The sequence below is a fragment of the Mucilaginibacter sp. P5_A4 genome (assembly GCF_056400605.1).
On sequence record NZ_JBFUKX010000003.1, the window covers coordinates 1 to 24,213 of the forward strand.

Consider the following 24,213-nt stretch of genomic DNA (forward strand, 5'->3'; position numbering starts at 1 on the left):
CTTTAGGGCCTGGGCGGCTTATCAATATACTATCGAACATTCGGTATATGTACATGCAGATTACCGTAGGCGGGGTATTGCCAAAATGCTATTAATGCAGCTAGTTGAAACAGTTAAGCAAAAGTCTGTGCATACTATTATTGCGGGTATTGATGGGGATAACGAAGCAAGTTTACAATTACATCAACAATTGGGGTTTATCCAAATTGGTACATTTAAGCAGGTAGGCTATAAATTTAACCGTTGGCTCGATCTTAAATTCATGCAGCTGATTTTAGACAATGATCCGGCAATTCTTGAAAAATGATCCCAAAAAAGGGATGATATATGCTAACAGGGCTTCAAAAAAATAAAATTACTTAAGGATTTTATTTTATGGCTTAAAGGTATATATTTGCACTCCCGAAATGGGGGATTAGCTCAGCTGGCTAGAGCGCTTGCATGGCATGCAAGAGGTCATCGGTTCGACTCCGATATTCTCCACTGATTATTAAGCACTTACGAATTTGTAAGTGCTTTTTTTATGCTTTATCACCTCCTTTTTCCGAAATAACTTATTCACAATATAAGTCTATAATCTTATTAAGTGTTTGAATATAAGATGTTTATTGATAAATTGTCTTCAAGGGGTCAGCACAGAGAATAGATAGAAATTTTCTATCTAAATTCTGATTTTGCAAAAAAGTAAAACAGGGGTAAAATATGCATCATTTAAACCGTTAAATAAGAAGGTAATCGACTTGCTGCCCGAAATTGTGTTCAGGAGTTAAAAAAAAGTATTTTCATTTTATTGATGCGAGACAAGAGCTTAGATTACGCTGCAAGTTGGGTATGTTACATAACGACCGCAGGCTGAGTAGAAAGGCTGCTTAGGTGTTTGCTCAGTGATTGGGGCTGCTAAAAGGTATACGGGAGGAGGTCCGGTGAGCACCACAGGCTAAACAATCATCTTCAATTTTAAAAATGATTTAATAGATTTATGCAGTCGGGATAAGTCCACCTAATTAGAATCAAAGATGCTCCTAAATGGAACCTGTAATCATAAAAAAATCAAAAGAAGGGGAAGCGGACACAAGGATCGGGTGTTTACTTGTAATCATTTTTCCTATCATTTGGGCGATATATGGAATAATTCATCCGCTCGGTGCTTTTGATGTATGGTTTTTTTTCTGCTTCATTGCAGCCCTTTTGCTATTACCATTGGAGAGTTTTTTGGTTTCCAGGCTCCCGGTAGCTCCTTCAATAACCTTGGCAAAGGAAGGATTAACACTTTCCAGGAATCACAAAAGATACGGAGGGCTCGCTATAGTAAGGAGATTTTTTCCAGTTCAGGAACAGCTGATTCAATGGGATGACATAGAAAATTTCAGACTGGATACCAGTTACAGCGAGAGGCCAAGTGGAGATCAGGGCGGCACTTATATCTTAAGGACAGATACCCTTTTTATTAATGGAACTCCCGGCAAGAGTAGTAATTATTACCCGATAGGTGGTTTAGATATTTTGCCTGAGGAAATCCTGACGCTTTGCAAACAGTTTCACAATGCATATCACAATTCACATTTAGCGCCCCAATAAGTAACAATTGATTTTTCCATCTTGAAATGAAGCTCGCCGATCGGATAACATGGATTATATCGAGGTTGTCTGGATACTAATATTCCGCTGTTCGAAATTGTAGATTATGCTTTACCGGACAGTAATAGTCGGAGATCAAACTGCGGGGATATAACCGGATTATAATGAATGTAGTCTAATTTCTGTTCAAGTATAAAAATCTTTAAGTTGTTGATAATGATTTGTTTGTGACTTTCTGACTGTAGCAAAAGTTGCCAGTTTAGACACATAGCTGTGAAAAATTCTATTCCCTAATGTAAGGAATAAATAGAAAAGTTGCGTTGGTGTTACCGCCTGAGATTTTAATATTTGATAACGACGAGAAACAAGCTCGTCGTTATCAAAGTCTAAGGATATCAAATGAAAAGCTTATTCGAAATGGGCTCGGTGTTTACGGATAAACTCCCGCATGCCCAATGGCTCGCGACCGGTAATATCCTTTACCGCTGAGTTGGTCCCCGCAAACACCCCGCCCCGGCAGTCTTGCGCCACACTTGATATATGCTGAATAAAGTGCGGATGGTAACCTTGCTTAGGAGCTTCTGCCTGATAAGTTTCGATACTTATGGGTTCATAAGTAATTTTCCTGCCCAATTCTTCGCTCAGGATGTCGGCAAGATCAAAAACGTTGTACTCAACCGGTCCGTAAAGCGGATAGATCTTACCTTCATGTCCTTCCGGGTTTAAAAGTAATTCTGCGATAACTCTTCCCTGATCCTCTGCTGCTATAGGTGCATAGCGGCCTTCGCCAAATGGCAGGATCACTTTGTCCTGTGTTTTGATCGTGTCGCTGTATATCAGCCATTCTGCAAAGAACGTTGGACGAATATGGCTGACTTTAAGACCTGACAGGTCCAGCATACGCTCGGCAACCCAATGGTCCCTGGCACCGTTGCTTTTTGCCTCACGGCGGGCAGAAATCTGTGACATATTTACAATGTTGCGAACATCTTGTTCCCTTGCAGCCTGTATCAAATAACTTGTACTGGCAAGTATTCCCGGAGTAAGGATCGGATAAAGAAAATAAACCCCTGTGATACCTTGCAACGCATTGCTTATCGCATAAAAATCATTGATATCACCTTGCACAATTTCGACGCCCTGTTCTTCCAATTTTTTGGATCGTTCGTCAATTTTGTGTACCAGGCCACGTACCTGTACGCCTCTCTTTAGCAGTTCGGGTATTACATAGCCTGCTGTGTAACCTGTTGCTCCTGTAACCAAAAATTTTTGCTGATTGCTCATCATATTAATTTGAATGTTAATTACTAACTGTTTGTTTAATAAAATACCGTTTGGTATATTTTATATTAAAAAATTGCCGCAAGTTCTCCTTGATTTTACTGGTCAATTTTCATTTTTTTTAATGGCGGGACAGATTTCCGGAAACTGATCAAGTATTACCATCCAGGAATAATTTTGCTTGCAACACGAAATGTTCATGGAACTGATAATGCGAGGCATGGTTAGCATCCGGGTATAGGATCAGTTGCGCATTGGGTAAGTTCTGTTGCAGCAGGTAAGAGTTGACGGTGGGAAAGATAATGTCATGCTTACCATTAACTACCAGCACGGGATGCGTTATTTTTTGCAGGTACTCAAATGATCCTTCGCTTTTCCTGCCCCATTCCGAGATTGCAGCAAGTTGCGCCGGTACCACCTTGTCGCTTATGGCGATATCCCTGTCCTCTTTTCTTGCCCTGATGCGTTCCAAAAATTGCCGGCCGGCAGCCTGGCTGCTCTCTGTTGGTACAAAGAAAGTATCCAGTAATAGCTCATCCGGTTGATTGTAGGGCTTGTCGAACAATGCCCATACTTCCGGCAGGAAGGTTTCCAGTCCTTCGCCGCCTCTCGGGCCCGAACCCACCAGGATAATGCGGTTAACTAATTCAGGGCGATCCACAGCTACCTGCTGGGCCGCAAAGCTGCCCATGGAAAAGCCGAACAGGTCGACTTTTTTAAGCTCGAGGGCGTCAATAAAATCTTCAGCATCTTTAGCAATTTCTGCAATACTGTGCTTTGGGTCACCGCCTGATTTAGCGATTCCCCTGGTGTCAAAAATGATGACTTCCCGGTTTTCAGAAAGCGGATCAAGAACGGCCGGGTCCCAGTTGTCTAAAGTTCCGGTGAAATGCTGGAAAAATACAAGAGGCAGGCCGCTGCCTTTTCCAAATCTGCGATAGGCGAATGAAACGCCGTTAACATCTGCGAACTGCGTTGGTGCAGTATTATGGGTGTGAATACTCATGATTTTTATATTTAAAAAGTTTACTTTGAATCAGCCTTATTGAAGGAACTCGTTTACCTGTTGCAGGAATTGCGCGGGGTATTGGTAATGCGGCGCATGATTAGCATCCGGATAAACGATCAGTGAGGCATCAGGCAGGTGCTCTTTCAGGATCAGGGCGTTAACTGTAGGACAGATAATATCCTGGTCTCCGTGTATGATTAGGGTTGGCTGTTTGATCTCTTTGAGGTAATCAAAGCTATTTTCTGCAGGTTTTCCCCAACTGAAGATCGCTGCCAGCTGTGCGGGCACAACTTTATCAGTAAGCGCAGGATCTTTTTTTACCCGCGCCCGGATCCGGTTCAAATAAGCCCATCCGGCTTTCTGACTTTTCGCGGTCGGTGTAAAAAAAGTATCCAGCAATAATTCATCAGGATGCGGGTACTGCTTTTTGAACAGCGCCCAAACCTGCGGCGAATAATCTGCCATCCGCTCACCCCCGCGGGGGCCGGTTCCCAACAGGATCAGTTTCCGAATGAGTTCCGGACGATCATAAGTCAATTGCTGGGCCACCATTCCGCCTATCGAAAAACCGAACAAGTCGATTTTCTTCAGACCAAGCGCATCAATAAATGCCGCGGCATCCTTTGCCATTTCGGCGATAGTATCAGGTGTTTTGCCCGCTGAGGCTGCCACGCCGGCATTGTCGAAAATGATCACTTCCCGGTCCTTCGCAAAGCGGTCAATGACTGCCGGGTCCCAGTTATCCATAGTGCCGGTCAGGTAATTGGTAAGTACCAGTGGCAGCCCGCTTTTTTTACCATACCTGCGATAGGCAAATTTTACACTTTGTACATCGACAAAGCTGGTAGGTACCGTTCTGGCTGTATAGGTGCCGACCGAGCCGGCTAACAGCTTGCTTTTTGGCAGCAGCGCAAGCCCTGCGGCGGCAATTGAGCCAAGTTTTAAAAATTCTTTTCTTTCCATATCAGTAAGTGTTTACCCGCCATATAGTTGATCAGGCTATCCGGAGGGTACTGTGTTATAAACTAATAATTATGCGTTCATGCTAGCCACGATCGACGGGACAAATATAAAATGAACGATTGTTCATTATGAATAGCCGGAATTGATATTTACTTATTAATGACAAAAATGAACAATCGTTCATTGTACATTTGCTTTTGTATTCAGAGTCAGATAATGAACAAAGCGGAAAGAACAAGGCAGTTTATCATTGAAAAGACCGCTCCGATCTTTAACACCAAAGGGATAGCGGCAACTGCGGTAACAGATATTATGGAGGCCACAAAAATGGCCAAGGGCAGCCTCTATGTACACTTCCAGAACAAGGAGGAGCTGACCCATTGCGCTGTTGACTGGAACCTCCGCCAGTTGACGGATAAGTTTAAAGCAGAGGCAGATAAGTATACGGGTGCAAAAGATAAGTTTTTTGGACTGCTGGATTACCTGAGCGACCCGATGAATCCTCCGGTCCAGGGAGGCTGTCCCATGATGAATTTCGGTATGGAAGCCGACGATACCAGTCCGGTAATACGGGAGAAGGTGCATCAAACTATCTGCGATGTCAGGCAGGGCATGATGGATATCCTGGAAAAAGGGATTGAAGACGGCGAATTTAATTCTGACTGGAACTACACAGAATTTGCGATGAAGGCCTATGCGATGATTGAGGGAGGAATCCTGGTAGCCAGGGTATCCCAGGACATTTCGCAAATGAAAATGCTGATGGACATCCTCAAACGTGAGCTTAACGGACATGCCGGAGAAACTCATTAAATAGACAACATCAGCTACAAAATAAAAATGAAAAAACATCCATTAAGGCAATTCAAAGAGTCGCCCGGTGCGACATTAACAGGACTAAAAGCGCTGCTCGCAGATGATGTGGTTTTCTCGAGCCCGATATTTTCCAGGGAAGTGAAGGGCAAAGACCTGGTGGCGCAGGTTATGCTCACTTCCACATCAGTCCGCGACGGTCGGTTCACGCACGAATTTAAGCAGGATAACGAGACGGTGCTGATCTGGGAAGGCAAAATCAATGGGCATAAGCTGGTCAGTTTTGAGCTGATTGTGGATAATGAGGAGGGGAAGATCAAGTACCGCTCTGTCGCTTTTAAGCCGTTCCCGGTGACCGGATTATTCAGGGATGCAATGTATGAGCAGTTAAAAGGTATTATCCCGGAGGATATGTGGCATCTTCAGCCGGTATCTGAGGAATGAGTTGCTTGATTTAGTGTGATTGATAAATGGCTGCCTGAATATTCAGCAGCCATTTTTATTTATTGACATCAGCCGGAAGGTTTCAAATTAAAGAAATGGAAAAAATAGAGCGATTGGAAAACATGGTGAGGGGAATTTCCGGAATGTCGGAAAATGACTTTGCGATATCAAAGCCATTTTGGCAAGAGAAAGATTACCGAAAGGGCGAATTTTACAATGAGTACAAAAACGTATGTAAGTATTTGGGCTTTGTGGTGTCGGGTGTTTTCAGGATCTATAAGTACCATGAACCGACAGGGGTGGAAAGGAATATGCTGTTTTTCACCAACAACCAGTTCATGAGTTCTTTTAAAAGCTTCTTAAGCCAAACCAGCTGCGAATATTATACCGAGTCGATGACCGATTCAGAAATACTGTATATTCATTACGATAATCTGCAGCATTTGTACAGCACTTCACCGGCCTGGGAGCGGTTTGGGCGCATCTTTGCAGAATCTGCACTCCATGCGATCATGCACAATACCGAGGGATTTCTGTTTAAAACAGCGGAAGAACGTTACCTGGAAATGCTTAAGCAGCACCCGGAGATCCTGCAGTCTGTACCACTTTACCATATCGCTTCCTATCTCGGAATTGAAGGGCCATCCTTGAGCCGTATTCGTAAAAGGCTGATGCATAAATGAACTTTATTGTTCGATGCATCCGCTACCGATTTTAACCCAGGTTAAAGTTTCCCCACTATTTCAGGGATAGTTTTGCCCTGTCTGTACAATCAGGCAAAACATAGACAATGAAAAAAGTAATATTATCACTACTGTTATTAGTATCCTTTACAGTAGTGTTTTCCGCATGTTCAAAAGATGATAACAATCAAATTTTTAAAACAAAAACCTATATGCTCGTACACGGTGCGTGGCAGGCACCGTATGTGTGGGACGCTGTGAAGTCAGGCCTGGAGAAAGCAGGTAATCATGTAATAGTGGTTGAATTGCCGGGCCATGGCAGTGACCAAACCGCACCGCAAAATTTAAGCATCGATGTTTACAGGGACAAAGTAATAGAAGCGCTTTCCAAAGTAAACGGAAAAGCAATACTGGTAGGTCACAGTCTTGGAGGTGTGATTATTTCAGCAGTCGCAGAAAAAGTGCCTTCCAAAATAGAAAAGCTGGTTTATATAGGGGCCTATCTGCCTGCTTCCGGCCAGTCACTGTTAGATCTCGCACAAACCGACCCTGATGCGCTATTGGGAAAATCCTTGATTCCATCGGCTGATCAGCTGACACTGGATGTTGTGCATGACAATATTACCGGCATTTTTATCCAGGATGGAACCGAGGCGATCAAAAGCCTGGTATTAAAAAATTATCGCGCCGAACCTGCAATTCCTTTTACGAATAAGATCATATTGACCGGTGCCAATTTCGGATCGGTTGAAAAAGTATATATTAAAACCCTGCAGGATCATGTGATATCACCAGGTTTACAGGTTCGGATGATCGCTGCGGCCGGGATCAAAAACGTCTACCAGTTAAATACCAGCCATTCGCCGTTCCTGTCTAAACCGGATTCAGTAAGTATCCTTTTAACAAAAATAGGCCAATAGATTAATCAAGTAATTATTGATCCTGATCCCGTAACCCGGTAAGAGCAACCGGGAAAGGGATCAGGATTTAATTCACACAATAATGAAAACATCAGGAACCGGAGGTTATATCCCGGATCCGCCGTTCGTTCGGAGAATCGAGCTTCTATAGCTGTAGTCGCCAGACTACAGGGTTGATAATAATTTGTTTGCGGCTTACTGCTGTAACAAGGTTTGCCAGTTTAGACACGAGTTGTGAAAAATTCTATTCCCCGGTGCATTCCCTAATGTAAGGAATAAATAGAAAAGTTGCTTTGGTGTTTTGCTTAGTGATTGGGGTTGCAAAAAGGCAAACCTGAGGTAGCAGTGAAAATACTGACCACAGGCTGAACAAGTTCATTCAGCAGTTGCATAGCTGTGCCTTTATTAAACTTTCCTATTGTAACGGGTAAAACGCAATGAAAAAGGCGTAATATCCGCATGATAATCACGTAGTTAAACTCGTGCCCGAAGCAAAAATACCTTGTTATTTTGCTATGCGATTTAAGATAAGGCTAAGGAAAAGCCTTTTATATTTTAACAAACAATTAAAACATCAAACTACCATGAAACATTTTAATCATTTAATTTTCACATTTATTACTGCAACTGTAATTCTTACCTCTTGTGGTAAAGATGGCGCTGTAGGGCCGGCGGGGCCGTCAGGTACTGCAGGCACAACCGGAGCCGCAGGCGCTGTTGGTGCAACCGGTGCTGATGGTACCAAAATTTACTCTGGCACAGGCGCCCCTGCAGCAACGCAGGGAACCACAGGCGATTTCTACCTTGACGTTTCTAACAGCAATTTTTATGGCCCTAAAACAAGTTCGGGATGGGGAGCAGCCACCAGCCTGAAAGGAGCAACAGGAGCAACAGGAGCAGCTGGAGCTACAGGAGCAGCAGGAGCTACAGGAGCACAAGGGACCGCCGGCTCTAAAATTTATAGCGGCGCTACTGCACCGGCATCTTCATTAGGGAAAGATGGAGATTATTACTTAAATTCTACAAATTACTTATTTTACGGCCCCAAAGCAAGTGGCGCATGGCCCTCACCTATTAATCTAAAAGGAGCCAAAGGCGACCCGGGAACCGCTAATGTAATATATTCTGACTGGTATACCCCAGCTACATATGCCAAAACAACCATTTTTGGCACTATTAACTTTACAGCCGATATCGCTGCCTCTAAAATTACCCAGGCTATTTTAGACAATGGCGCAGTAGTGGTATATGCCAGGCTTAATGGATATAATCCTGCTATATGGCCTACTAACCAGGTGAGTACCTTACCTATTGCAATTAATTATATGAGTGGCGCTACTCCTAACCTTGATACATGGTCGGCACTTTGCACAGTTGGGAATGTAAGGATAAGCTTAACCAGTAGTACAAATGCTTACAGCAACATATCAAACGCACACCAATTCAGGTATATTATAATTCCGGGTGGCGTACACACACTCAGCGTTGTCAATCTCAAAAACTATAAGGAGGTACAACAAGCATTGCATATAAATGACTAACCTGTAAAAAACTATCATCTACCTTTGCAATTGTTAGCATAAAAAATTAAAACGCCGGGTACCAAAGTTTCCGGCGTTTTAATTTCCAGGCCGAATTACACAGTTTATCATCTTTATTTGTCCATAAATTCAAGCGAGGGGCGTTCCCCCAGGGAAAATGCGCAGCAGCATGAAAGTCGGTTTTGTATAAAATAAAGTCTGTTTGGAGTAATTCAACTTGGGTGACTTTATATAGTTTTGTTTTAATCAAATAGCCTGACTGACCAACATAAGAGTTATTTGCCAAAAGCCTTTATAAGCCAACCGAAAAATGGACCACACGCTAACTACAGCGGCAACCGGTATTGAAACCGGAACCTGCATTAACTGTGCAAGGTTTTTATGGACACCAGCCAGCTCAGTGTTTTCAAATTATGTATAAGCAATTTCTTATTGTTATCATCCTAATTGCTACTGTTAAATCAGTAAGAGGGCAGGATAATGATAATCCAAAATGGAACACCTGGGCCACCTGGGGAGATCAGAATAATGGCACTTATCGGAATCCTGTATTGCCGGCAGACTACAGCGATCTTGATTGTATCCGTGTAGGAGATGATTATTATGCCATATCTTCTACTTTTCAATATTCTCCGGGAATGATCATTCTTCATTCAAAGGATCTGGTAAACTGGAGGATAAAAGGCCATGCAGTGCCGGATATTACACAAATATCTCCTGAAATGAATTGGAATCGGATGAACCGGTACGGTACTGGTATCTGGGCAGGAGCAATACGCTATCACAAAGGTAAGTTCTGGATTTTTTTCGGAACGCCTGATGAGGGGTATTTTGTGACAACTGCTAAAAATATAGAAGGGCCCTGGGCTCCGTTACATAAAATCATCGGGGAAGCAGGTTGGGACGACTGTTGTCCTTTCTGGGATGATGACGGCCAGGGATATTTCATTGGTACAAATTTTAAAAATGGCTATAAAATACATCTCTTTAAACTTACTGCCGACGGTAAAGATATCATTAAGGAGACTGATAAGGTTATTTATCAATCGAAGGGAAGTGAGGCCAATAAACTTTATAAGATAAATGGAACCTACTATCATTTTTTCAGTGAAGTGAAGGGCGACAGCCGGACTGTAATGATGGAGCGCTCAAAGAATATTTGGGGGCCTTATACCGAAGTTAAGCAATTGAGCCATGCTCAAAATGATATAAAATCACCCAACCAGGGCGGTATTGTACAAACCCAGAATGGCGATTGGTATTTTCTTACCCATCACGGAGACGGAGATTGGTTCGGCAGGGTCATGAGTTTAATCCCGGTGAACTGGGTGGATGGATGGCCTATTTTAGGAAAAGTGGGAGATGATGGTGTTGGTACCATGGTTTGGGATGGCAAGAAGCCGGTTAGCGGAACAAAAATCATTACTCCCCAAACAAGTGATTCTTTTTCGGGAACCCGGTTGAATGAGCAATGGGAGTGGAACTACCAGCCGAGGGGAGGCAAGTGGTCTTTGCAAGAAAGAAAGGGGTGGCTTAGGCTTTACGCGTTCGGTTCGCTTAAAAAGAATGACAACCTTACAAAGGTGGGTAATATCCTTACGCAGCGGTCTATGTCAACTAAGGCTAACGAAGTAATTGTTAAACTGGATTTAAGCGGAATGGCAGACGGCCAAAAGGCCGGTTTCACTCATTTCGGACACCCAACTTATTCGGCCATAGGTGTACGTTGTGATGGCAAAATAAAAAGATTGGAATACAACTTAAAGGGCCAGATAACAGAAGGTGATCAAATAAATCAAAATGTTCTTTGGCTGCGGTCTGTCTGGGGCCTTGATGGTGTTAGCCAGTATTCTTATAGTACAGATGGTAAGAATTTCAAGGATTTCGGGCTCGCGTACAAGTTAATGTGGGAGGCATACAGGGGTGATCGACTGGGAATATATTCTTACAATAACAAACAGGAAAAAGGATATGTCGATGTCGACTTTTTTAACTATACGTTCTCGGGACCTGAAAAAACAAAGAAATAGTAAAGCTTCGTTTTGTGGGTTTTGATACTTCAAATTCTGTTAATTGAATTTCAATTGCTTTTTGAATGTGGAAATCACTGGACCGTCGACCAGCTCATTCGAGAATAGCGGCCCCGCTGTTCTCTGATTTCGAGCCTATATGCTTGTAGTCTCCAGGCTACAGGGTTGATAATAATTTGTTTGTGGCTTACTGCTGTAACAAAGGTTGTCGGTTTAGACACGTAGCTGTTAAAAATTCAATTTCCTGGTGCATACCCTAAGGTAAGGAATAAATAGAAAAGTTGCTTTGGTGTTTTGCTTAATGAATAGTAAGTGCCGAGCGTACCTTATTGCGTCTGGTCTTTTTATTGAAATTAAAAACTTATTAAATATTTTAGAAAGTTAAAAAAGAATTTATATTTTCGTAACATAAAATCAACATCAAAGTGTTATTGGACAATTCAAATCACTTATCTGTAATTAAGGCATTGTATTTTAACGGATCGATCGGTTGTTCTGAGGTCAGTAAAATCACGGGGTTCAGTATTCCCAATGCTCAAAAAAACTTAACCGAGCTTATAGAAGAAGGAATTGTAATTGAAAAAGGCCTTGCTTCTTCAAAAGGGGGGCGCAAGCCCATACTTTACGCCCTGGTACCTGGCAAATTTTATATCCTATCAGTAGCTGTTGATCAATTTAATACAAAAATTGGCCTGGTAAATGCGCATAACGAATTTATTGGAGAGGTTGAATACTTTAAATTTAACCTGTATGATAAAGCAACAACTACCGATAGTTTGATCAGAAAGATCAATGGTTTTATTGCCAGGTTAACTATAGATACCACTAAAATTTGTGCTATTGGAATATCAATTCCGGGTTTTGTAGATGTTGAAAAAGGTATCAATAAAATTTTCCTTAAAGATACTGGGGGAAGTCTCCGCGATTATATAGCTCAGCATACCGGATACTCCACTTTTATTGATAACGACTCCAGTGCTATAGCGCTGGCAGAGCTGAAGTTTGGAATAGGGCGGGAGAAGAAGGAGGTTATGGTGCTCAATATAGGCTGGGGTATTGGTTTGGGGATGATTGTAAAGGGCGAGATTTTTAGAGGCTTTAGCGGGTTTGCAGGTGAGTTTAGCCATATACCCCTTTTCAAAAATGAAAAAATATGCAGTTGCGGTAAAAGAGGCTGCCTGGAAACCGAAGTTTCACTTATACTTTTAGAACAGGAAGCGGCGGCAGCTATAAAAGATGGGCAAACCACTACTATTACGGCTGATGATAATGGCCGTGTTTCCATCGATTCAATTATAGCCGAAGCAAAAAGTGGCGATGACCTGGCTATAAAACTGATATCCAATGCCGGGTATCAAATAGGTAGAGCCCTGGCTGTGTTGGTACATATTATGAATCCCCAGGCCATTGTTCTAAGTGGCAAGGGCCGCGAAGCCGGCAAATTGTGGCTGGCCCCAATACAGCAAGCTCTCAATGAGCTATGCATACCAGTACTATTAAATGACAGCGAAGTAGTACTATCTACCATCAGAAGCAACACCCAGCTTATAGGCAGTGCCGCCTTAGTGATGGAAAACATTCAATGTATCACTTTCTAAAGTTCAAATTCAAATTCAACAACAAATAAACAAATACATTAAATCACTAAATTTTTATGCAAAAACTCTACGAAGTTTGTAAATGTTCATTAGTACTGCTGCTGATCATCCTATCGCACAGTGCTTTTGCTCAGGCTCCGGTAACCGGGAAGGTTACTGATGAAACAGGTGCGCTACCAGGTGTTAGCGTAATGATAAAAGGTACAACCACGGGAGTACAAACCGATGTTGAAGGTAAGTTTACCATTAACGTAAAAAGCGGCGACGTACTCAGGTTTTCCCTTATTGGTTATGGTACAAAGGAGGTAAGCATTACTGGCCAAACGGTGCTTAATGTTATCCTTGTTGTAAACACCAATCAATTAAAAGATGTTGTTGTAACCTCTTTTGGTATTAAAAAACAAGAGAAATCTTTGGGTTACGCAACAAGCACTATCAGTTCAAAAGACATTACCGAATCAGGTAACACCAACTTTGCATCGGCTTTATACGGTAAAGCCGCGGGGGTTATTGTTAGAAGCCAGCCCGGTGGTGCAAGTAGTGCTGTTACCGTACAAATTCGAGGTATTAACTCTATTAACTATAACAGGCCGCCATTATACGTTGTAGATGGTGTAATTATCAGAAATCAACAGCAGTATGGCGTAGCTGGTTTTAACAACGGTGGCTTTTATAACGATCAGCGTGTAGAAGGTAACGGTGTTTTGGACATTAACCCATCCGACATCGAGAGCATCAACATACTTAAAGGCGGTAGTGCTACAGCCCTGTATGGTTCTGACGGTGAGGGGGGTGTAATTGTTGTTACTACCAAAAAAGGCGTAAAAGGGAAAGGCCCAAGTGTAGATTTCAATTATGTTGCTACCCAGGAGCAAGCTGCTTTTTTACCTAATTATCAGAATGTTTACGGTCAGGGTTATGACCGTGCAACTAACCTTTCGCTTGGTTTTAATGAAGATGGTTCTGTCCCGGATACAAAATCTCCTGCCGGCTGGAGGCCAAACTTTAGGGCATATGCAGATTTTGGTCCAAAAATGGAAGGGCAGCAGGTGCGTTGGTGGGATGGTTCCATACAATCATATTCTCCTCAGCCTAATAACTACAAAGATATATTCCGTACAGGTACAAGCTCAAGCGCCAATTTATCTATCTCAAACCAAACAGATAAAGCTGATTACAGGTTTTCCTATACCAGGCTTGATTACAATGGTATTCAAAGAGAATCAGGCGTTCATAAAAATACGTTTAGCTTAAACAGTTCATTAAAATTAAGCGATAAAGTAAGTGTAGATGTAGTTGCCAACTATGTAAATACGTTAACACAAAACCGCCCGTACCAAACCAACAGGCTTGCCCAATCATTTGATGGTTTTTTTGGCAGAAACGAAAAGATGGATTTGGTAAGACAAAAATTCCTTACATCAGAGGGGTTTGAATACGCACCTTTAGAAAATCCGCAGTATAATCCTACGGAAGCTTTTGTTTTCAGGGTACGGCCAAATCTGTACGATTACTTTTTCAGTACTTTAAAAAACACCTATACTGAAAACGAGAACAGGTTATACTCAAGTGCCACACTAAACTGGGACATTTTAAAACATCTTAAGTTTCGCGGAAGGATAGGTAATGACTATACTGCCCGTAATACCGAAGCCAACAACTATAATACTTATCCCGTAGCCTTCAATACAGGTGGTAACAGTACAGGTGCCTTTAACGTGGCAACCGGCGTTTATTCTATAATATACGGAGATGCTTTGTTAACCTATAGCAGAGATATTGTAAAAGATTTTAACGTATCGTTAACCGGCGGTTTTACTGCCAGACGCGAATCTTATCGTGATGAAGCATCCGGAACAACACAGGGTTTAGTAACCGAGAATTTCTTTTCGTTAAGCAACTCAACCGGCATATTAAGCACTTCATATACCAGGCAGTTTGAAGATAGCCGTGGTGTTTTCGGTTTGTTAGATCTGTCATACAAAAACTACCTGTTTTTAGAGGGGGCTTTACGCCAGGAAGTATCTTCAACTTTGCCGCCGCTAAACAATACTTACTATTACCCGGCGGTTAACGGAAGCTTTGTTTTTACAGACGCGTTTAAAAACGCCATGCCATCGTTTTTAAGCTATGGTAAATTAAGGCTTTCTTATACTCAAAACGGTAACCCCGCTCCAAGATACAAATCAAACATAGCTTACTCGCAAACTTCGTTGCAAACAGTTATCGGTTCGGTACCACAGCTTACATTATTAGGCGATTATGGTAACAACACCTTAAAGCCAGAACGGAAACACGAATATGAGGCTGGTTTAGAAGTGCGCTTTTTAAACGACAGGATTGGTTTGGATGCAAGTTATTATACCAACAAGATCAATAACCAGATATTAGGTTTGCCAGCTGCGCCAAGTAATGGCGCAGGTAGCCAAATTGTAAACGTTGGCACTATTGGTACCAAAGGCGCCGAGTTTGCTTTAACAGCAACGCCAATTGTATCTAATGGCTTTAAATGGGATATCCGTTTAAATTATTCGGTTTATCATACAAAAGTTTATTCGCTCGCAGATAACTTAAGCGAGTTGATTTTACCAGGTACAACCTTTGAAGGCAACGCTATAAAAGTAGTGGCAAGAGCAGGCGAAGACTTAGGCAACATTTACGCCTACGGACAGCAAACAGACGGCAAAGGCAACAAAATAGTTGATGCCAGCGGTTATTACAACGCAGATAACTCTAAATATATTAAAGTTGGTAACATACTTCCAAAGGCTTCTGGCGGTATCTCTAATACATTTAGCTACAAAAATTTCTCGCTTACCACCATGGTTGATTACAGGTTTGGTGGCCAGATGATTTCGACCCCATTAAAATATGGTATAAGCTCAGGCATGTATACCAGTACCTTAAAATACAGGGATGCGGCGCATGGCGGTTTACCATACTATATCAACGGTGACACCTATGTGCCGGTGGCCTCAAATGTTACAGCCGGGCCTGCCGGGCAAAAAATATATCATGATGGTTTAATACAGCCGGGAGTTGTTGCAACAAGCACTGCAGGTGTTTACACCCCTAATACCACTATTATTGATGCTGCAAGTTATTACGAAAACCAGTTTTCGGCCGGCGATCCTAACAGCCAGAACGATGGTAGCGCTATCTACAAAAACAACTACATCAAATTGCGTGAAGTTGTGTTGGGTTACAATTTGCCAAAAAGTTTTGTTCAGCATATAGGAATGTCAAAAATCAGGTTCTCTTTAATTGGTCGCAACTTACTGTACATATACCGTACACTTAAAAATCTTGATCCTGAAACAGCAATCGGAAACCAATGGTATAACCAAGGTATAGACAATGGTTCGGTACCTGCTACAAGAAGCTTTGGTTTCTCTTTAAATGCTACTTTTTAATTATTCAAATTGATCAAAAGATGAAAAAAATATTTATATACACCGCTGTCCTTCTTTCGCTTGCCGTGTCGTTCAGCGCATGTAAAAAAACTATTAATGATAATTACCTTAACCCCGAATTGTCAACAAAGCCTATTGTAAGCGGCTTTTTTACCGCCATGCTCAACAGCGATCGTGTAAGGCCCGCTTACTGGAACCTGCGTACATTTTTCTTTCCGCAGTTATCTGTTTACGCCCAAACAACCACATTTGATAATGTACCCACAGCCTATAAGCACAGGGACGATTATATAGGTCAATACTGGTCAGATTTTTACTACCCGGCCGGTAACGGCAGCGGCCCTATGGCTCTTTACCGTGCTATGCAGGCTGCATATGCGGGTTTGTCTAAAGCCGATCAGGCAGATCAGTTGGTTTATATGGAAGCAGCTAAAATAGTTTTAGCCGAGCGTGCTGCTAAGATGATCGATATCTGGGGCGATATTCCTTTTTCGCAGGCAGGTAACCTCGAAACAGCAAGCACTATTAAAAACCCGGTTTTTGACGATGCTAAAACACTGTATAGTTCACTTATCAGTGATCTTGATGAAGCGGCAACTTATTTTGGAGCTGTACAATTATCAAGCCCTGTGAAGACGGCATTTAACAAAGCCGATATTTTAAACATCGGCAGCACTGCTAAATGGCAGGCTTATGCTAATTCTGTACGTTTACGTTTGCTAATGCGCATCTCAAACGTTGATGAGGCAACAGCTAAAGCGGCAGTAACAACCATGTTAAGCAATCCTGCAAAATATCCCCTTATAGATGGTGCGAATAGCCCTAACTATAGTCCTTCAACTTCTGATATACTTTTACAGCCGTTAACAACCACAACCAGCAGTACATTATCTTCAGCATTAACTGAAATTGATAGTTACTGGGCTCCTGATTATAAGTTGAACAAGGTAATGAAACCAGCAAATGACCCAAGAATAAGGGTGATGTTTGATAAGTATGGCGCAACTGTTGGTGGTACGTTTCAGCCAAATAAAGATTTTAGGGCGATGCCTATCAGCTACGGTTCGGGCCAGCAGGATACCGCCTTTACTAAATATGCTATTGTAGATTCGGCTACGTTTTTAAATAACATTAAAATGCCGGGTATAGTGATCACTGCTTCAGAAGTTAACTTCTTAAAAGCCGAAGCGTATGAGCGTTGGGGCCTTGGTGTTGCGGCAGATGCATACAACACAGCTTTACAACAATCTATCACTTTCTATTTTTATTTGAACAATATTGGTGGTGGTTCTGAGGTTGCGCCAACCGCTACAGAGATCGGCGCGTTTTTAGCAAATGCAAATGTTAATTATGCTACAGCCGGAAACCAGACCAACAGGCTTGCATTAATATATGTGCAAAAATGGTTACATTATGGCTTTTTACAATCTGATGAGGCCTGGGCCGAATACCGCCGGACTAAATATCCTGCGCTTACCTTCCCGGTGGCAACTCAAACAGATTACCAAAATCCGCCAACAAGACTTTTATACCCAACGGTTGAAACCAGTTACAATACTAACTACAATGCGGTAAAAGCAAAAGATACCCGTACAACCAAAATATTTTGGGATGTAAAGTAATCAGTGTTAATTAACAATAAAAAAACCGCCCTCTGGAAACAGATGGCGGTTTTTTTTATTGTTAAATGTGTTTAGCCGGGGTTTGAGTTCATTTAATGCAACCGTTCAGTTAACGGCTATGGTGAAAACACCGACCAGAGGCTGAATGAAGGGCATATCAAATTATCCTTCTTTTTAAACTCTGATTTTATCAATTTCCTTTCAGGGATTGTTAGACATTTTATTGACTACTTAATAGTTGCGAAATAAACGAAATTGGCGAATCTATAATCAGTAGAATTGCTCATATACAGCGGGGTGATTTTATTAAAGCTAAAGAAACAATTATCATAAATAACAAGATATTCGGGCCACGCTCTAAAATATCTGAACAGATAAGATCAATGCGCACTAATTTGCAATTTATTGGGTCAGGGCAGGACAATAAAGTACTGTTATTTACATCGAATATAAGTGGTGAAGGTAAATCATTCGTGTCTCTGAACTTAGGAGCTAGTTTGGCAACAACAGGAAAAAAAGTAATTATCCTCGAACTTGATTTGCGTAAACCCAAATTGCATTCAGCCCTTGGATTAGAAAATACGGTTGGGTTATCCAACTATCTTATTGGAAAAGTTAATTATAAAGATATCATAAAGCCAATTCCACAACAAGAGAACTATTATATCATAACAAGTGGTTCGGTACCCCCTAATCCTGCAGAACTTTTATTGAACGGTAATATTGAAAATTTAATAAGCGAGCTAAGAAAAGAGTTTGATTTTGTAATGCTTGACGCCCCTCCTGTTGGATTAGTTACAGACGCTCAAATATTAGGACAATGGGCCGATTCAACTATGTTTATTGTTAGACATGATTACACATTTAAAAATCAAGTAGAGTTGATAGATGATTTTTATAGGAGGAAAGTATTTAGAAATCTTAATATCGTTTATAATTCAATTGAAAAGGGCAGCGGTTATGGCTATGGTTATGGTTATGGCTATGGTTATTACGAAGAAGATAGTTCAAAGAAAGGTTTTTTTGGGAAAATCTTTAATAGATCAAAATAAAATAAATTCAGCTTTACTAAATTATTGAATGAAAAGAATACTTGTAACCGGAGGAGCCGGATTTATAGGCAGTAACTTAATAAGTAAATTATTAAGTAGCAATCTGTATGAAGTAGTTTGTTTGGATAACTTTGAAGAATTTTATGATCTTAAGCAAAAGGCATCCAATATGAAACCTTTTAAAGAAGCTGCTAATTTTAAATTAATTGATGGGGATATTAGAAATACTTCCGATCTTTTAAAGGTTGGCCACGTTGATGCGATTGTACATTTGGCCGCAAAAGCTGGCGTTAGGCCTAGTATTATAAATCCTGTGTTGTATCAGGACGTGAACGTAGCCGGCACTCAAAATTTGCTTGAATTTGCAAGTAAACAAGGAATTAAACAGTTTGTTTTTGCCTCGTCGAGTAGCGTATATGGCGTAAATGAAAACATTCCTTGGGATGAAGAGCAAAAGCTCCTCCCAATAAGCCCTTACGCATCAACAAAGCTTTCTTGTGAAATGTTAGGGCATGTTTACAGTAGTTTATATGGCATAAGATTCATTGCCCTTCGTTTTTTTACTGTTTATGGGCCATCTCAAAGGCCGGATTTGGCAATACATAAATTTTTTAGATCTATCTTAAGTGGTGAACCAATACCTGTATTTGGAGATGGAAGTACAAGTAGAGACTATACTTTTATTGATGATACAGTAAGTGGTATAATTTCGGCTATAGAATACGAGTCATCCAATTTTGAGATCATCAATTTAGGAAACCATCAAACCGTTACCTTAACAGAGCTTATTAGTGCCATTGAAGATACTTGCGGTAAAAAGGCAATAATTACTCGTTTACCAGATCAGCCTGGCGATGTACCCCGTACTTACGCTGATATTTCAAAGGCCCAGAAATTGCTCAGTTATAATCCTAAAACAGATATTACTACCGGGCTAAGAAAATTTTTAGACTGGTATTCAGCTTATTATCAAAACGTTCTCAACTAAAATTTTAACGTCCCTTAATTTGAACTGTTCACCCCACCATTTTAAGGAAGAACTATAAAATTTGAATTATAATCCATATGGATAAAAATAAAAATGTGTTTTGGGGATTGTTAACGCAATACATTTACCAGATAGTTTTAATGTTGCTACAAATTTTTATAGCACCATTATTATTAAAAAAAAGTGGTTCTGCGGCCCTAGGGGGCTATGCGGCAATAGCTCAGTTTACCGGCTATTTGACACTTTTGGACCTTGGTTTTTTTAGCACTTTATCAAGATATCTATCTCAAGCCTATCATCTTGATGATAACAAATTGTCATTTAGGAATTTATTTGCTATCGGAAGGTGGTATTTGCTGGGAGTTTCATCTTTGATGTTTTTATTAATAATAATTTTTAGTTTTATAATTCCAGGTTCGTTAAAGTTGAATGCCCAGATGCAACATGATGGGCAGTTGGCTATGATACTTATGGGAATTTGGTATGGTTGCAGATTCTATCTTTTAATGTTTGGTATATCTTTATATGCGTCGCAAAACATGCAGCTGTATAATATTTGTAGTACTGTTGGCGTATTAATCAGGTTTTTAGCTACCTTAATATTTATACGTTTGGGATTTGGTATAACAGGTATAGTAGGGGCAAATATAGCTGGAGATTTTATAACATCATTTTTGCAAATGGTAATATTTCGGTATAAAAATCCCGGATTAAAGCTTTCATGGAAGGTATTGGATAAATCAAAGTTTAAGGAATTGGCTTCGTTTGGAATTAACACCTTCTTGATAAATGTTTCTGCCCGTATTATCACCAGTACAACGATTTTTATATCCGGTGTTATTTTGGGCGCAAATATAGCTTCACATTACTATTCAATGTATACCCCAATTTCGTTGATTAACACGATGATTTTGGTGATTATGTATAATTTATTGCCAGGTATGAACGCTATGTTTTCGAAAGGCGATATGGATGGCTTAAAGGATACCTTTACGAAAACGTTCAAGTTCAAATTGACATTATTATTTGCGGCGAGTTGTGGAATTTTATTATATCATAGGTTTATTATTGATTTATGGGTTGGGGATATGCAATACGAAGGGTACATTTTTACCATACTATTAACCATTTATTTGATAGTTTATACGTTGGCAAATTTTAATGAAAATGTAATTATTGTTATTGGAAATGTTAACTGGTATAGTCGACTGCAAATAGTAAGTACCGTAATAGGACTTTTGATAACGGTTGTAGCCGGTAAATACTTTCAGCTATTGGGTATAGTGGCCGGTAACTTATTTGCTATTTTACCCGTAGCAGTTTATTCATTTTACCGGCTACTCAAAATCTTAAAAATGAAATGCTCACTATCTGATTTTGCTCCTAATTGGGTTTATACTTTGCTCTTGGTGGTGATAACAGCATTCTTATTAATTGTTCAATACAAATTTTTAATTAAAGTAAACATTTGGCAAGTGTTTGCAACATTTATTGTATTTCTTATCATCATTTTTTTTAAAGGTATCGATAAAACTCAAAGGGTGCAGTTTTTAAAACTTATAAAAAAACAATAATTTGGTTTAATGGGTAATTAATTATGCGGGAAATTTCTTTTGTCATTTTTTTATTAACTACATTATACCCCGTATTTCGCGCTTATAGAAATCAGGAGGAGATTTACCAACTTCCATTTTTATCCCGCTGTTCGAAGTCTCAGACTTCGAACCACTATGCCTGTAGTCTCCGACTACAGGATAACTAAAACAAACAATCAACATCAACTATCCCATCAATACCTGCATAATTGGATGCGCTTGAATAGATGTAATCTTCGGCACGGTATACCAATCATGCCCTAACGGGATTTTGATGAATATAGTCGATCTTTTGTCGCGTTACTGCAGGTGAAAACAGTTCGATAAAATGATTGTCGTTCAGCTTGAAAACACCGGCCACAGGCTGAATAGAAAGGTTGCTTTGGTGTTTTGCTTGGTGATTGGGCGCGAAAAAGCATACCGGGGGTAGTGCGGTGAAAACACCGACCACAGGCTGAAATAAATGTGACTTTGCGTTCAACATTTTAAAGCCCCTTAGCGCAAATTAACCCCCGCTGTAAGTAATAAATTGAAAAGTTGCTTTGGTGTTTGCTTAGTGAATGGGGTTGCTAAAGGGTATGCCGGAGGTGATTGTGAACGACGACAAACGCATTTAGTATGACAAACTATCCAACCGATTTAAGCCAATAGCCAATGGCAATTTATAAAAAGACCTTACAGTAAAAAATCAAGTGCCCCTCCAGTCAGGAAAGCCACTTGGTTAGTCTTAATAATTATTTATTCAGCCTGTGGTCGGTGTTTTCACCGTACCACTTCCAGTTGGGCTTATCATATCCAGTGACATCTTATATAGTTATGGCAGCCTTTATATATGTTCCATGTAGTGTGTAATGAGGTCATTTTCAGTATTTCAGCCTGTGGTCGGTGTTTTCACCGCACCACTTCCAGTTGGCTTATCATATCCAGTGACATCTTATATATTTTATGGCTGCCTTTATATATGTTCCATGTAGTGTGTAATGAGGTCATTTTCAGTATTGAGGATATAATAAGGGGCCGAAGAATATAGGTACTCTTCGGGGAATTGGTATAAGCCGGCTTTAACCGGATTATAGTGAATGTAGTCTAATTTCTGTTCAAATACTTTACGATTGTACATGGTAGCCTTAAATGGCCGTCGCTCCAAAAACTGGTATTCCCGGTCGGCTTGCGTGCTTTTATACATATCAAGATTGCCGGAGTTATTGATGATACTGAATTTAAGTTGCTGAGCGGTAAATTTACTAAAGTGCTGCTGCACATTTTTGTTTAACCATTCCGGTTGTTTGCACCAAAGTATATGTACATGATTATCCATAATCACATAACCGTGCAGCCAGATTCTTTTGTTCTCAACCAAAAATTTTAAACTATTGATAATGATTTGCTTGTGGCTTTCTGGCTGTAACAAAGGTTGCCAGTTTAAACACGTAGCTGTGAAAAATTCTATTCCCTGGTGCATTTCCTAATGTAAGGAATAAATAGAAAAGTTGCTTTGGTGTTTTGCTTAGTGATTGGGTTGCTAAAAGGCATACCAGAGGTGGTGCGGTGAAAACACCGACCACAGGCTGGATGAAGGGCATATCGAATTATCCTTCTTTTTAAACTCTGATTTTATCAATTTCCTTTCAGGGATTGTTATACATTTTATTGACTACTTAATAGTTGCGAAATAAACGAAATTGGCGAATCTATAATTAGTAGAATTGCTCATATACAGCGGGTGATTTTATTAAAGCTAAAGAAACAATTATCATAAATAACAAGATATTCGGGCCTAAGCCGGTTTAAAAGAGCATATTACCTTTATAGCCGAACCAACTCCCGATAGGCTTTTAATGTGTTGCCTTTTTGCTTTTTAAAGTATTTATTAAGATGGCTTACATCGGTAAAGCCAAACTCCTCGGCAATTTCATTTAGACGCTTGTCGCTGAATTTTAGGCGGTGCTCAATGAGCCTGGTTTTATACTGAGTGATATAACCTATCATGGTCTCCTGGGTGTGCTGTTTAAAATACCGGCCTAAATAAGCGCTTGAAACGCCAAAAACATCGCTTAGATTCTCAGTTTTCAGTTTCTCCGGGAAGTAGATGTTATGCTGTATATATTGCAAAATTTCAAGCGCCTTACTCTCCGTAGTAGTAGATACGTTTTCAGGCAGATATTTTGCAATGTTCCGTGCTATGATGATAATAAGCGTATTTATTAACTGGTGCACCAATTCCTGGTTATACAGATCTCTGGTTGTATTTTCCCGGTATATCGCTTCTACCAACTGAAGAACCAACGCTTTATCGGTTACATTTTTTAAGATGCAGCCGGGCTGGTGATTGGCATTTTGCAGGATGTATTCTAACCGGCGGATGTGCTCCATAGCGAAACCGCTGTTCCGGATATATATATCATTAAACTGCAAAAAGAAAAACTCCGTTGTGGTCTGAATATCAAATGAGTGGCAGTCGTCTGGCGTAAGGAGAAATAAGTGACCTGGCTGGTACTTAAACTTACTTTGATTTATACACTGCATGCCAGAGCCTGAACGTACATACACCAATTCAAAAAAGCTGTGTTTATGCTCAGGTTTAGGGCAAACGTCTAGCGTTGCGAAATTAATGGAATAAGACTGGTAGAGATTTTCCTTAAACATCCACAAATGTACCGAATTATAGAAAACATGTACTGTT

General features: G+C 40.5%; 19 protein-coding genes and 1 tRNA gene. 15 read left to right on the forward strand and 5 right to left on the reverse strand.

Annotated elements, in window-relative coordinates:
- The 3 genes from AC1DQW_RS02885 to AC1DQW_RS02895 all read left to right on the forward strand — a co-directional run.
- A partial coding sequence (locus tag AC1DQW_RS02885; protein WP_477452764.1) for an N-acetyltransferase family protein occupies window positions 1–307 on the forward strand: 307 nt, incomplete at its 5' end.
- A 102-nt stretch (window positions 308–409) separates the two neighbouring features.
- Window positions 410–483 (forward strand) — tRNA-Ala (locus AC1DQW_RS02890).
- A gap of 543 nt (window positions 484–1,026) precedes the next feature.
- Entirely contained in the window at window positions 1,027–1,578 is a 552-nt protein-coding gene (locus tag AC1DQW_RS02895) for a hypothetical protein (protein WP_477452765.1), read from the forward strand.
- A 408-nt stretch (window positions 1,579–1,986) separates the two neighbouring features.
- Here AC1DQW_RS02895 and AC1DQW_RS02900 read toward each other — a convergent pair whose 3' ends face one another.
- The 3 genes from AC1DQW_RS02900 to AC1DQW_RS02910 form a co-directional block, all read right to left on the reverse strand.
- Window positions 1,987–2,865: an NmrA family NAD(P)-binding protein gene (locus tag AC1DQW_RS02900; protein ID WP_477452766.1), complete on the reverse strand. Its 879-nt coding sequence runs from the start codon at window positions 2,863–2,865 to the stop codon at window positions 1,987–1,989.
- 145 nt (window positions 2,866–3,010) lie between these two features.
- Entirely contained in the window at window positions 3,011–3,865 is an 855-nt protein-coding gene (locus AC1DQW_RS02905; protein WP_477452767.1) for an alpha/beta fold hydrolase, read from the reverse strand.
- Between the two features lie 36 nt (window positions 3,866–3,901).
- Complete coding sequence (locus tag AC1DQW_RS02910) at window positions 3,902–4,831, reverse strand: alpha/beta fold hydrolase (protein ID WP_477452768.1); 930 nt, start codon at window positions 4,829–4,831, stop codon at window positions 3,902–3,904.
- Window positions 4,832–5,047: 216 nt separating this feature from the next.
- Between AC1DQW_RS02910 and AC1DQW_RS02915 the strand changes: the two genes are divergently transcribed.
- The 12 genes from AC1DQW_RS02915 to AC1DQW_RS02970 all read left to right on the forward strand — a co-directional run bounded on the left by AC1DQW_RS02915 (window position 5,048) and on the right by AC1DQW_RS02970 (window position 21,509).
- Window positions 5,048–5,644: a TetR/AcrR family transcriptional regulator gene (locus AC1DQW_RS02915; RefSeq protein WP_477452769.1), complete on the forward strand. Its 597-nt coding sequence runs from the start codon at window positions 5,048–5,050 to the stop codon at window positions 5,642–5,644.
- 27 nt (window positions 5,645–5,671) lie between these two features.
- Entirely contained in the window at window positions 5,672–6,088 is a 417-nt protein-coding gene (locus AC1DQW_RS02920; protein WP_477452770.1) for a hypothetical protein, read from the forward strand.
- Window positions 6,089–6,183: 95 nt separating this feature from the next.
- Window positions 6,184–6,771 (forward strand): Crp/Fnr family transcriptional regulator, encoded by a 588-nt coding sequence (locus AC1DQW_RS02925; protein ID WP_477452771.1) that lies wholly within the window; start codon window positions 6,184–6,186, stop codon window positions 6,769–6,771.
- 107 nt (window positions 6,772–6,878) lie between these two features.
- Window positions 6,879–7,691 (forward strand): alpha/beta fold hydrolase, encoded by an 813-nt coding sequence (locus AC1DQW_RS02930; protein ID WP_477452772.1) that lies wholly within the window; start codon window positions 6,879–6,881, stop codon window positions 7,689–7,691.
- A 584-nt stretch (window positions 7,692–8,275) separates the two neighbouring features.
- Window positions 8,276–9,232, forward strand: coding sequence for a hypothetical protein (locus tag AC1DQW_RS02935; RefSeq protein WP_477452773.1), 957 nt, complete (start codon window positions 8,276–8,278; stop codon window positions 9,230–9,232).
- Window positions 9,233–9,645: 413 nt separating this feature from the next.
- On the forward strand, window positions 9,646–11,262 hold the full coding sequence (locus tag AC1DQW_RS02940) for a glycoside hydrolase family 43 protein (RefSeq protein ID WP_477452774.1): 1,617 nt from the start codon (window positions 9,646–9,648) through the stop codon (window positions 11,260–11,262).
- Window positions 11,263–11,693: 431 nt separating this feature from the next.
- The gene (locus AC1DQW_RS02945) at window positions 11,694–12,860 is read left to right on the forward strand and encodes an ROK family protein (protein ID WP_477452775.1); all 1,167 of its coding nucleotides are present in this window, start codon (window positions 11,694–11,696) and stop codon (window positions 12,858–12,860) included.
- Window positions 12,861–12,916: 56 nt separating this feature from the next.
- Entirely contained in the window at window positions 12,917–16,273 is a 3,357-nt protein-coding gene (locus AC1DQW_RS02950) for a SusC/RagA family TonB-linked outer membrane protein (protein WP_477452776.1), read from the forward strand.
- A 20-nt stretch (window positions 16,274–16,293) separates the two neighbouring features.
- Window positions 16,294–17,895, forward strand: a complete 1,602-nt coding sequence (locus tag AC1DQW_RS02955; RefSeq protein WP_477452777.1) for a SusD/RagB family nutrient-binding outer membrane lipoprotein — start codon at window positions 16,294–16,296, stop codon at window positions 17,893–17,895.
- 374 nt (window positions 17,896–18,269) lie between these two features.
- Complete coding sequence (locus AC1DQW_RS02960) at window positions 18,270–18,947, forward strand: CpsD/CapB family tyrosine-protein kinase (RefSeq protein ID WP_477452923.1); 678 nt, start codon at window positions 18,270–18,272, stop codon at window positions 18,945–18,947.
- 28 nt (window positions 18,948–18,975) lie between these two features.
- Complete coding sequence (locus AC1DQW_RS02965; protein WP_477452778.1) at window positions 18,976–19,935, forward strand: GDP-mannose 4,6-dehydratase; 960 nt, start codon at window positions 18,976–18,978, stop codon at window positions 19,933–19,935.
- A 77-nt stretch (window positions 19,936–20,012) separates the two neighbouring features.
- On the forward strand, window positions 20,013–21,509 hold the full coding sequence (locus AC1DQW_RS02970; RefSeq protein ID WP_477452779.1) for an MATE family efflux transporter: 1,497 nt from the start codon (window positions 20,013–20,015) through the stop codon (window positions 21,507–21,509).
- A gap of 976 nt (window positions 21,510–22,485) precedes the next feature.
- Here AC1DQW_RS02970 and AC1DQW_RS02975 read toward each other — a convergent pair.
- Both AC1DQW_RS02975 and AC1DQW_RS02980 read right to left on the reverse strand, forming a co-directional pair.
- A complete protein-coding gene (locus tag AC1DQW_RS02975; RefSeq protein WP_477452780.1) occupies window positions 22,486–22,941 on the reverse strand; it encodes a transposase in 456 nt (151 codons plus the stop codon).
- Between the two features lie 395 nt (window positions 22,942–23,336).
- Entirely contained in the window at window positions 23,337–24,176 is an 840-nt protein-coding gene (locus AC1DQW_RS02980; protein ID WP_477452781.1) for an AraC family transcriptional regulator, read from the reverse strand.
- Window positions 24,177–24,213: the final 37 nt, after the last annotated feature.

What these genes read in the sequence shown, in the direction of transcription:
- AC1DQW_RS02895 (WP_477452765.1), top strand. Translation starts at nt 1,027, where the DNA reads ATGGAACCTGTAATCATAAAAAAATCAAAAGAAGGGGAAGCGGACACA.
- AC1DQW_RS02900 (WP_477452766.1), bottom strand. Translation starts at nt 2,865, where the DNA reads ATGATGAGCAATCAGCAAAAATTTTTGGTTACAGGAGCAACAGGTTAC.
- AC1DQW_RS02905 (WP_477452767.1), bottom strand. Translation starts at nt 3,865, where the DNA reads ATGAGTATTCACACCCATAATACTGCACCAACGCAGTTCGCAGATGTT.
- AC1DQW_RS02910 (WP_477452768.1), bottom strand. Translation starts at nt 4,831, where the DNA reads ATGGAAAGAAAAGAATTTTTAAAACTTGGCTCAATTGCCGCCGCAGGG.
- AC1DQW_RS02915 (WP_477452769.1), top strand. Translation starts at nt 5,048, where the DNA reads ATGAACAAAGCGGAAAGAACAAGGCAGTTTATCATTGAAAAGACCGCT.
- AC1DQW_RS02920 (WP_477452770.1), top strand. Translation starts at nt 5,672, where the DNA reads ATGAAAAAACATCCATTAAGGCAATTCAAAGAGTCGCCCGGTGCGACA.
- AC1DQW_RS02925 (WP_477452771.1), top strand. Translation starts at nt 6,184, where the DNA reads ATGGAAAAAATAGAGCGATTGGAAAACATGGTGAGGGGAATTTCCGGA.
- AC1DQW_RS02930 (WP_477452772.1), top strand. Translation starts at nt 6,879, where the DNA reads ATGAAAAAAGTAATATTATCACTACTGTTATTAGTATCCTTTACAGTA.
- AC1DQW_RS02935 (WP_477452773.1), top strand. Translation starts at nt 8,276, where the DNA reads ATGAAACATTTTAATCATTTAATTTTCACATTTATTACTGCAACTGTA.
- AC1DQW_RS02940 (WP_477452774.1), top strand. Translation starts at nt 9,646, where the DNA reads ATGTATAAGCAATTTCTTATTGTTATCATCCTAATTGCTACTGTTAAA.
- AC1DQW_RS02950 (WP_477452776.1), top strand. Translation starts at nt 12,917, where the DNA reads ATGCAAAAACTCTACGAAGTTTGTAAATGTTCATTAGTACTGCTGCTG.
- AC1DQW_RS02955 (WP_477452777.1), top strand. Translation starts at nt 16,294, where the DNA reads ATGAAAAAAATATTTATATACACCGCTGTCCTTCTTTCGCTTGCCGTG.
- AC1DQW_RS02965 (WP_477452778.1), top strand. Translation starts at nt 18,976, where the DNA reads ATGAAAAGAATACTTGTAACCGGAGGAGCCGGATTTATAGGCAGTAAC.
- AC1DQW_RS02970 (WP_477452779.1), top strand. Translation starts at nt 20,013, where the DNA reads ATGGATAAAAATAAAAATGTGTTTTGGGGATTGTTAACGCAATACATT.
- AC1DQW_RS02980 (WP_477452781.1), bottom strand. Translation starts at nt 24,176, where the DNA reads ATGTTTAAGGAAAATCTCTACCAGTCTTATTCCATTAATTTCGCAACG.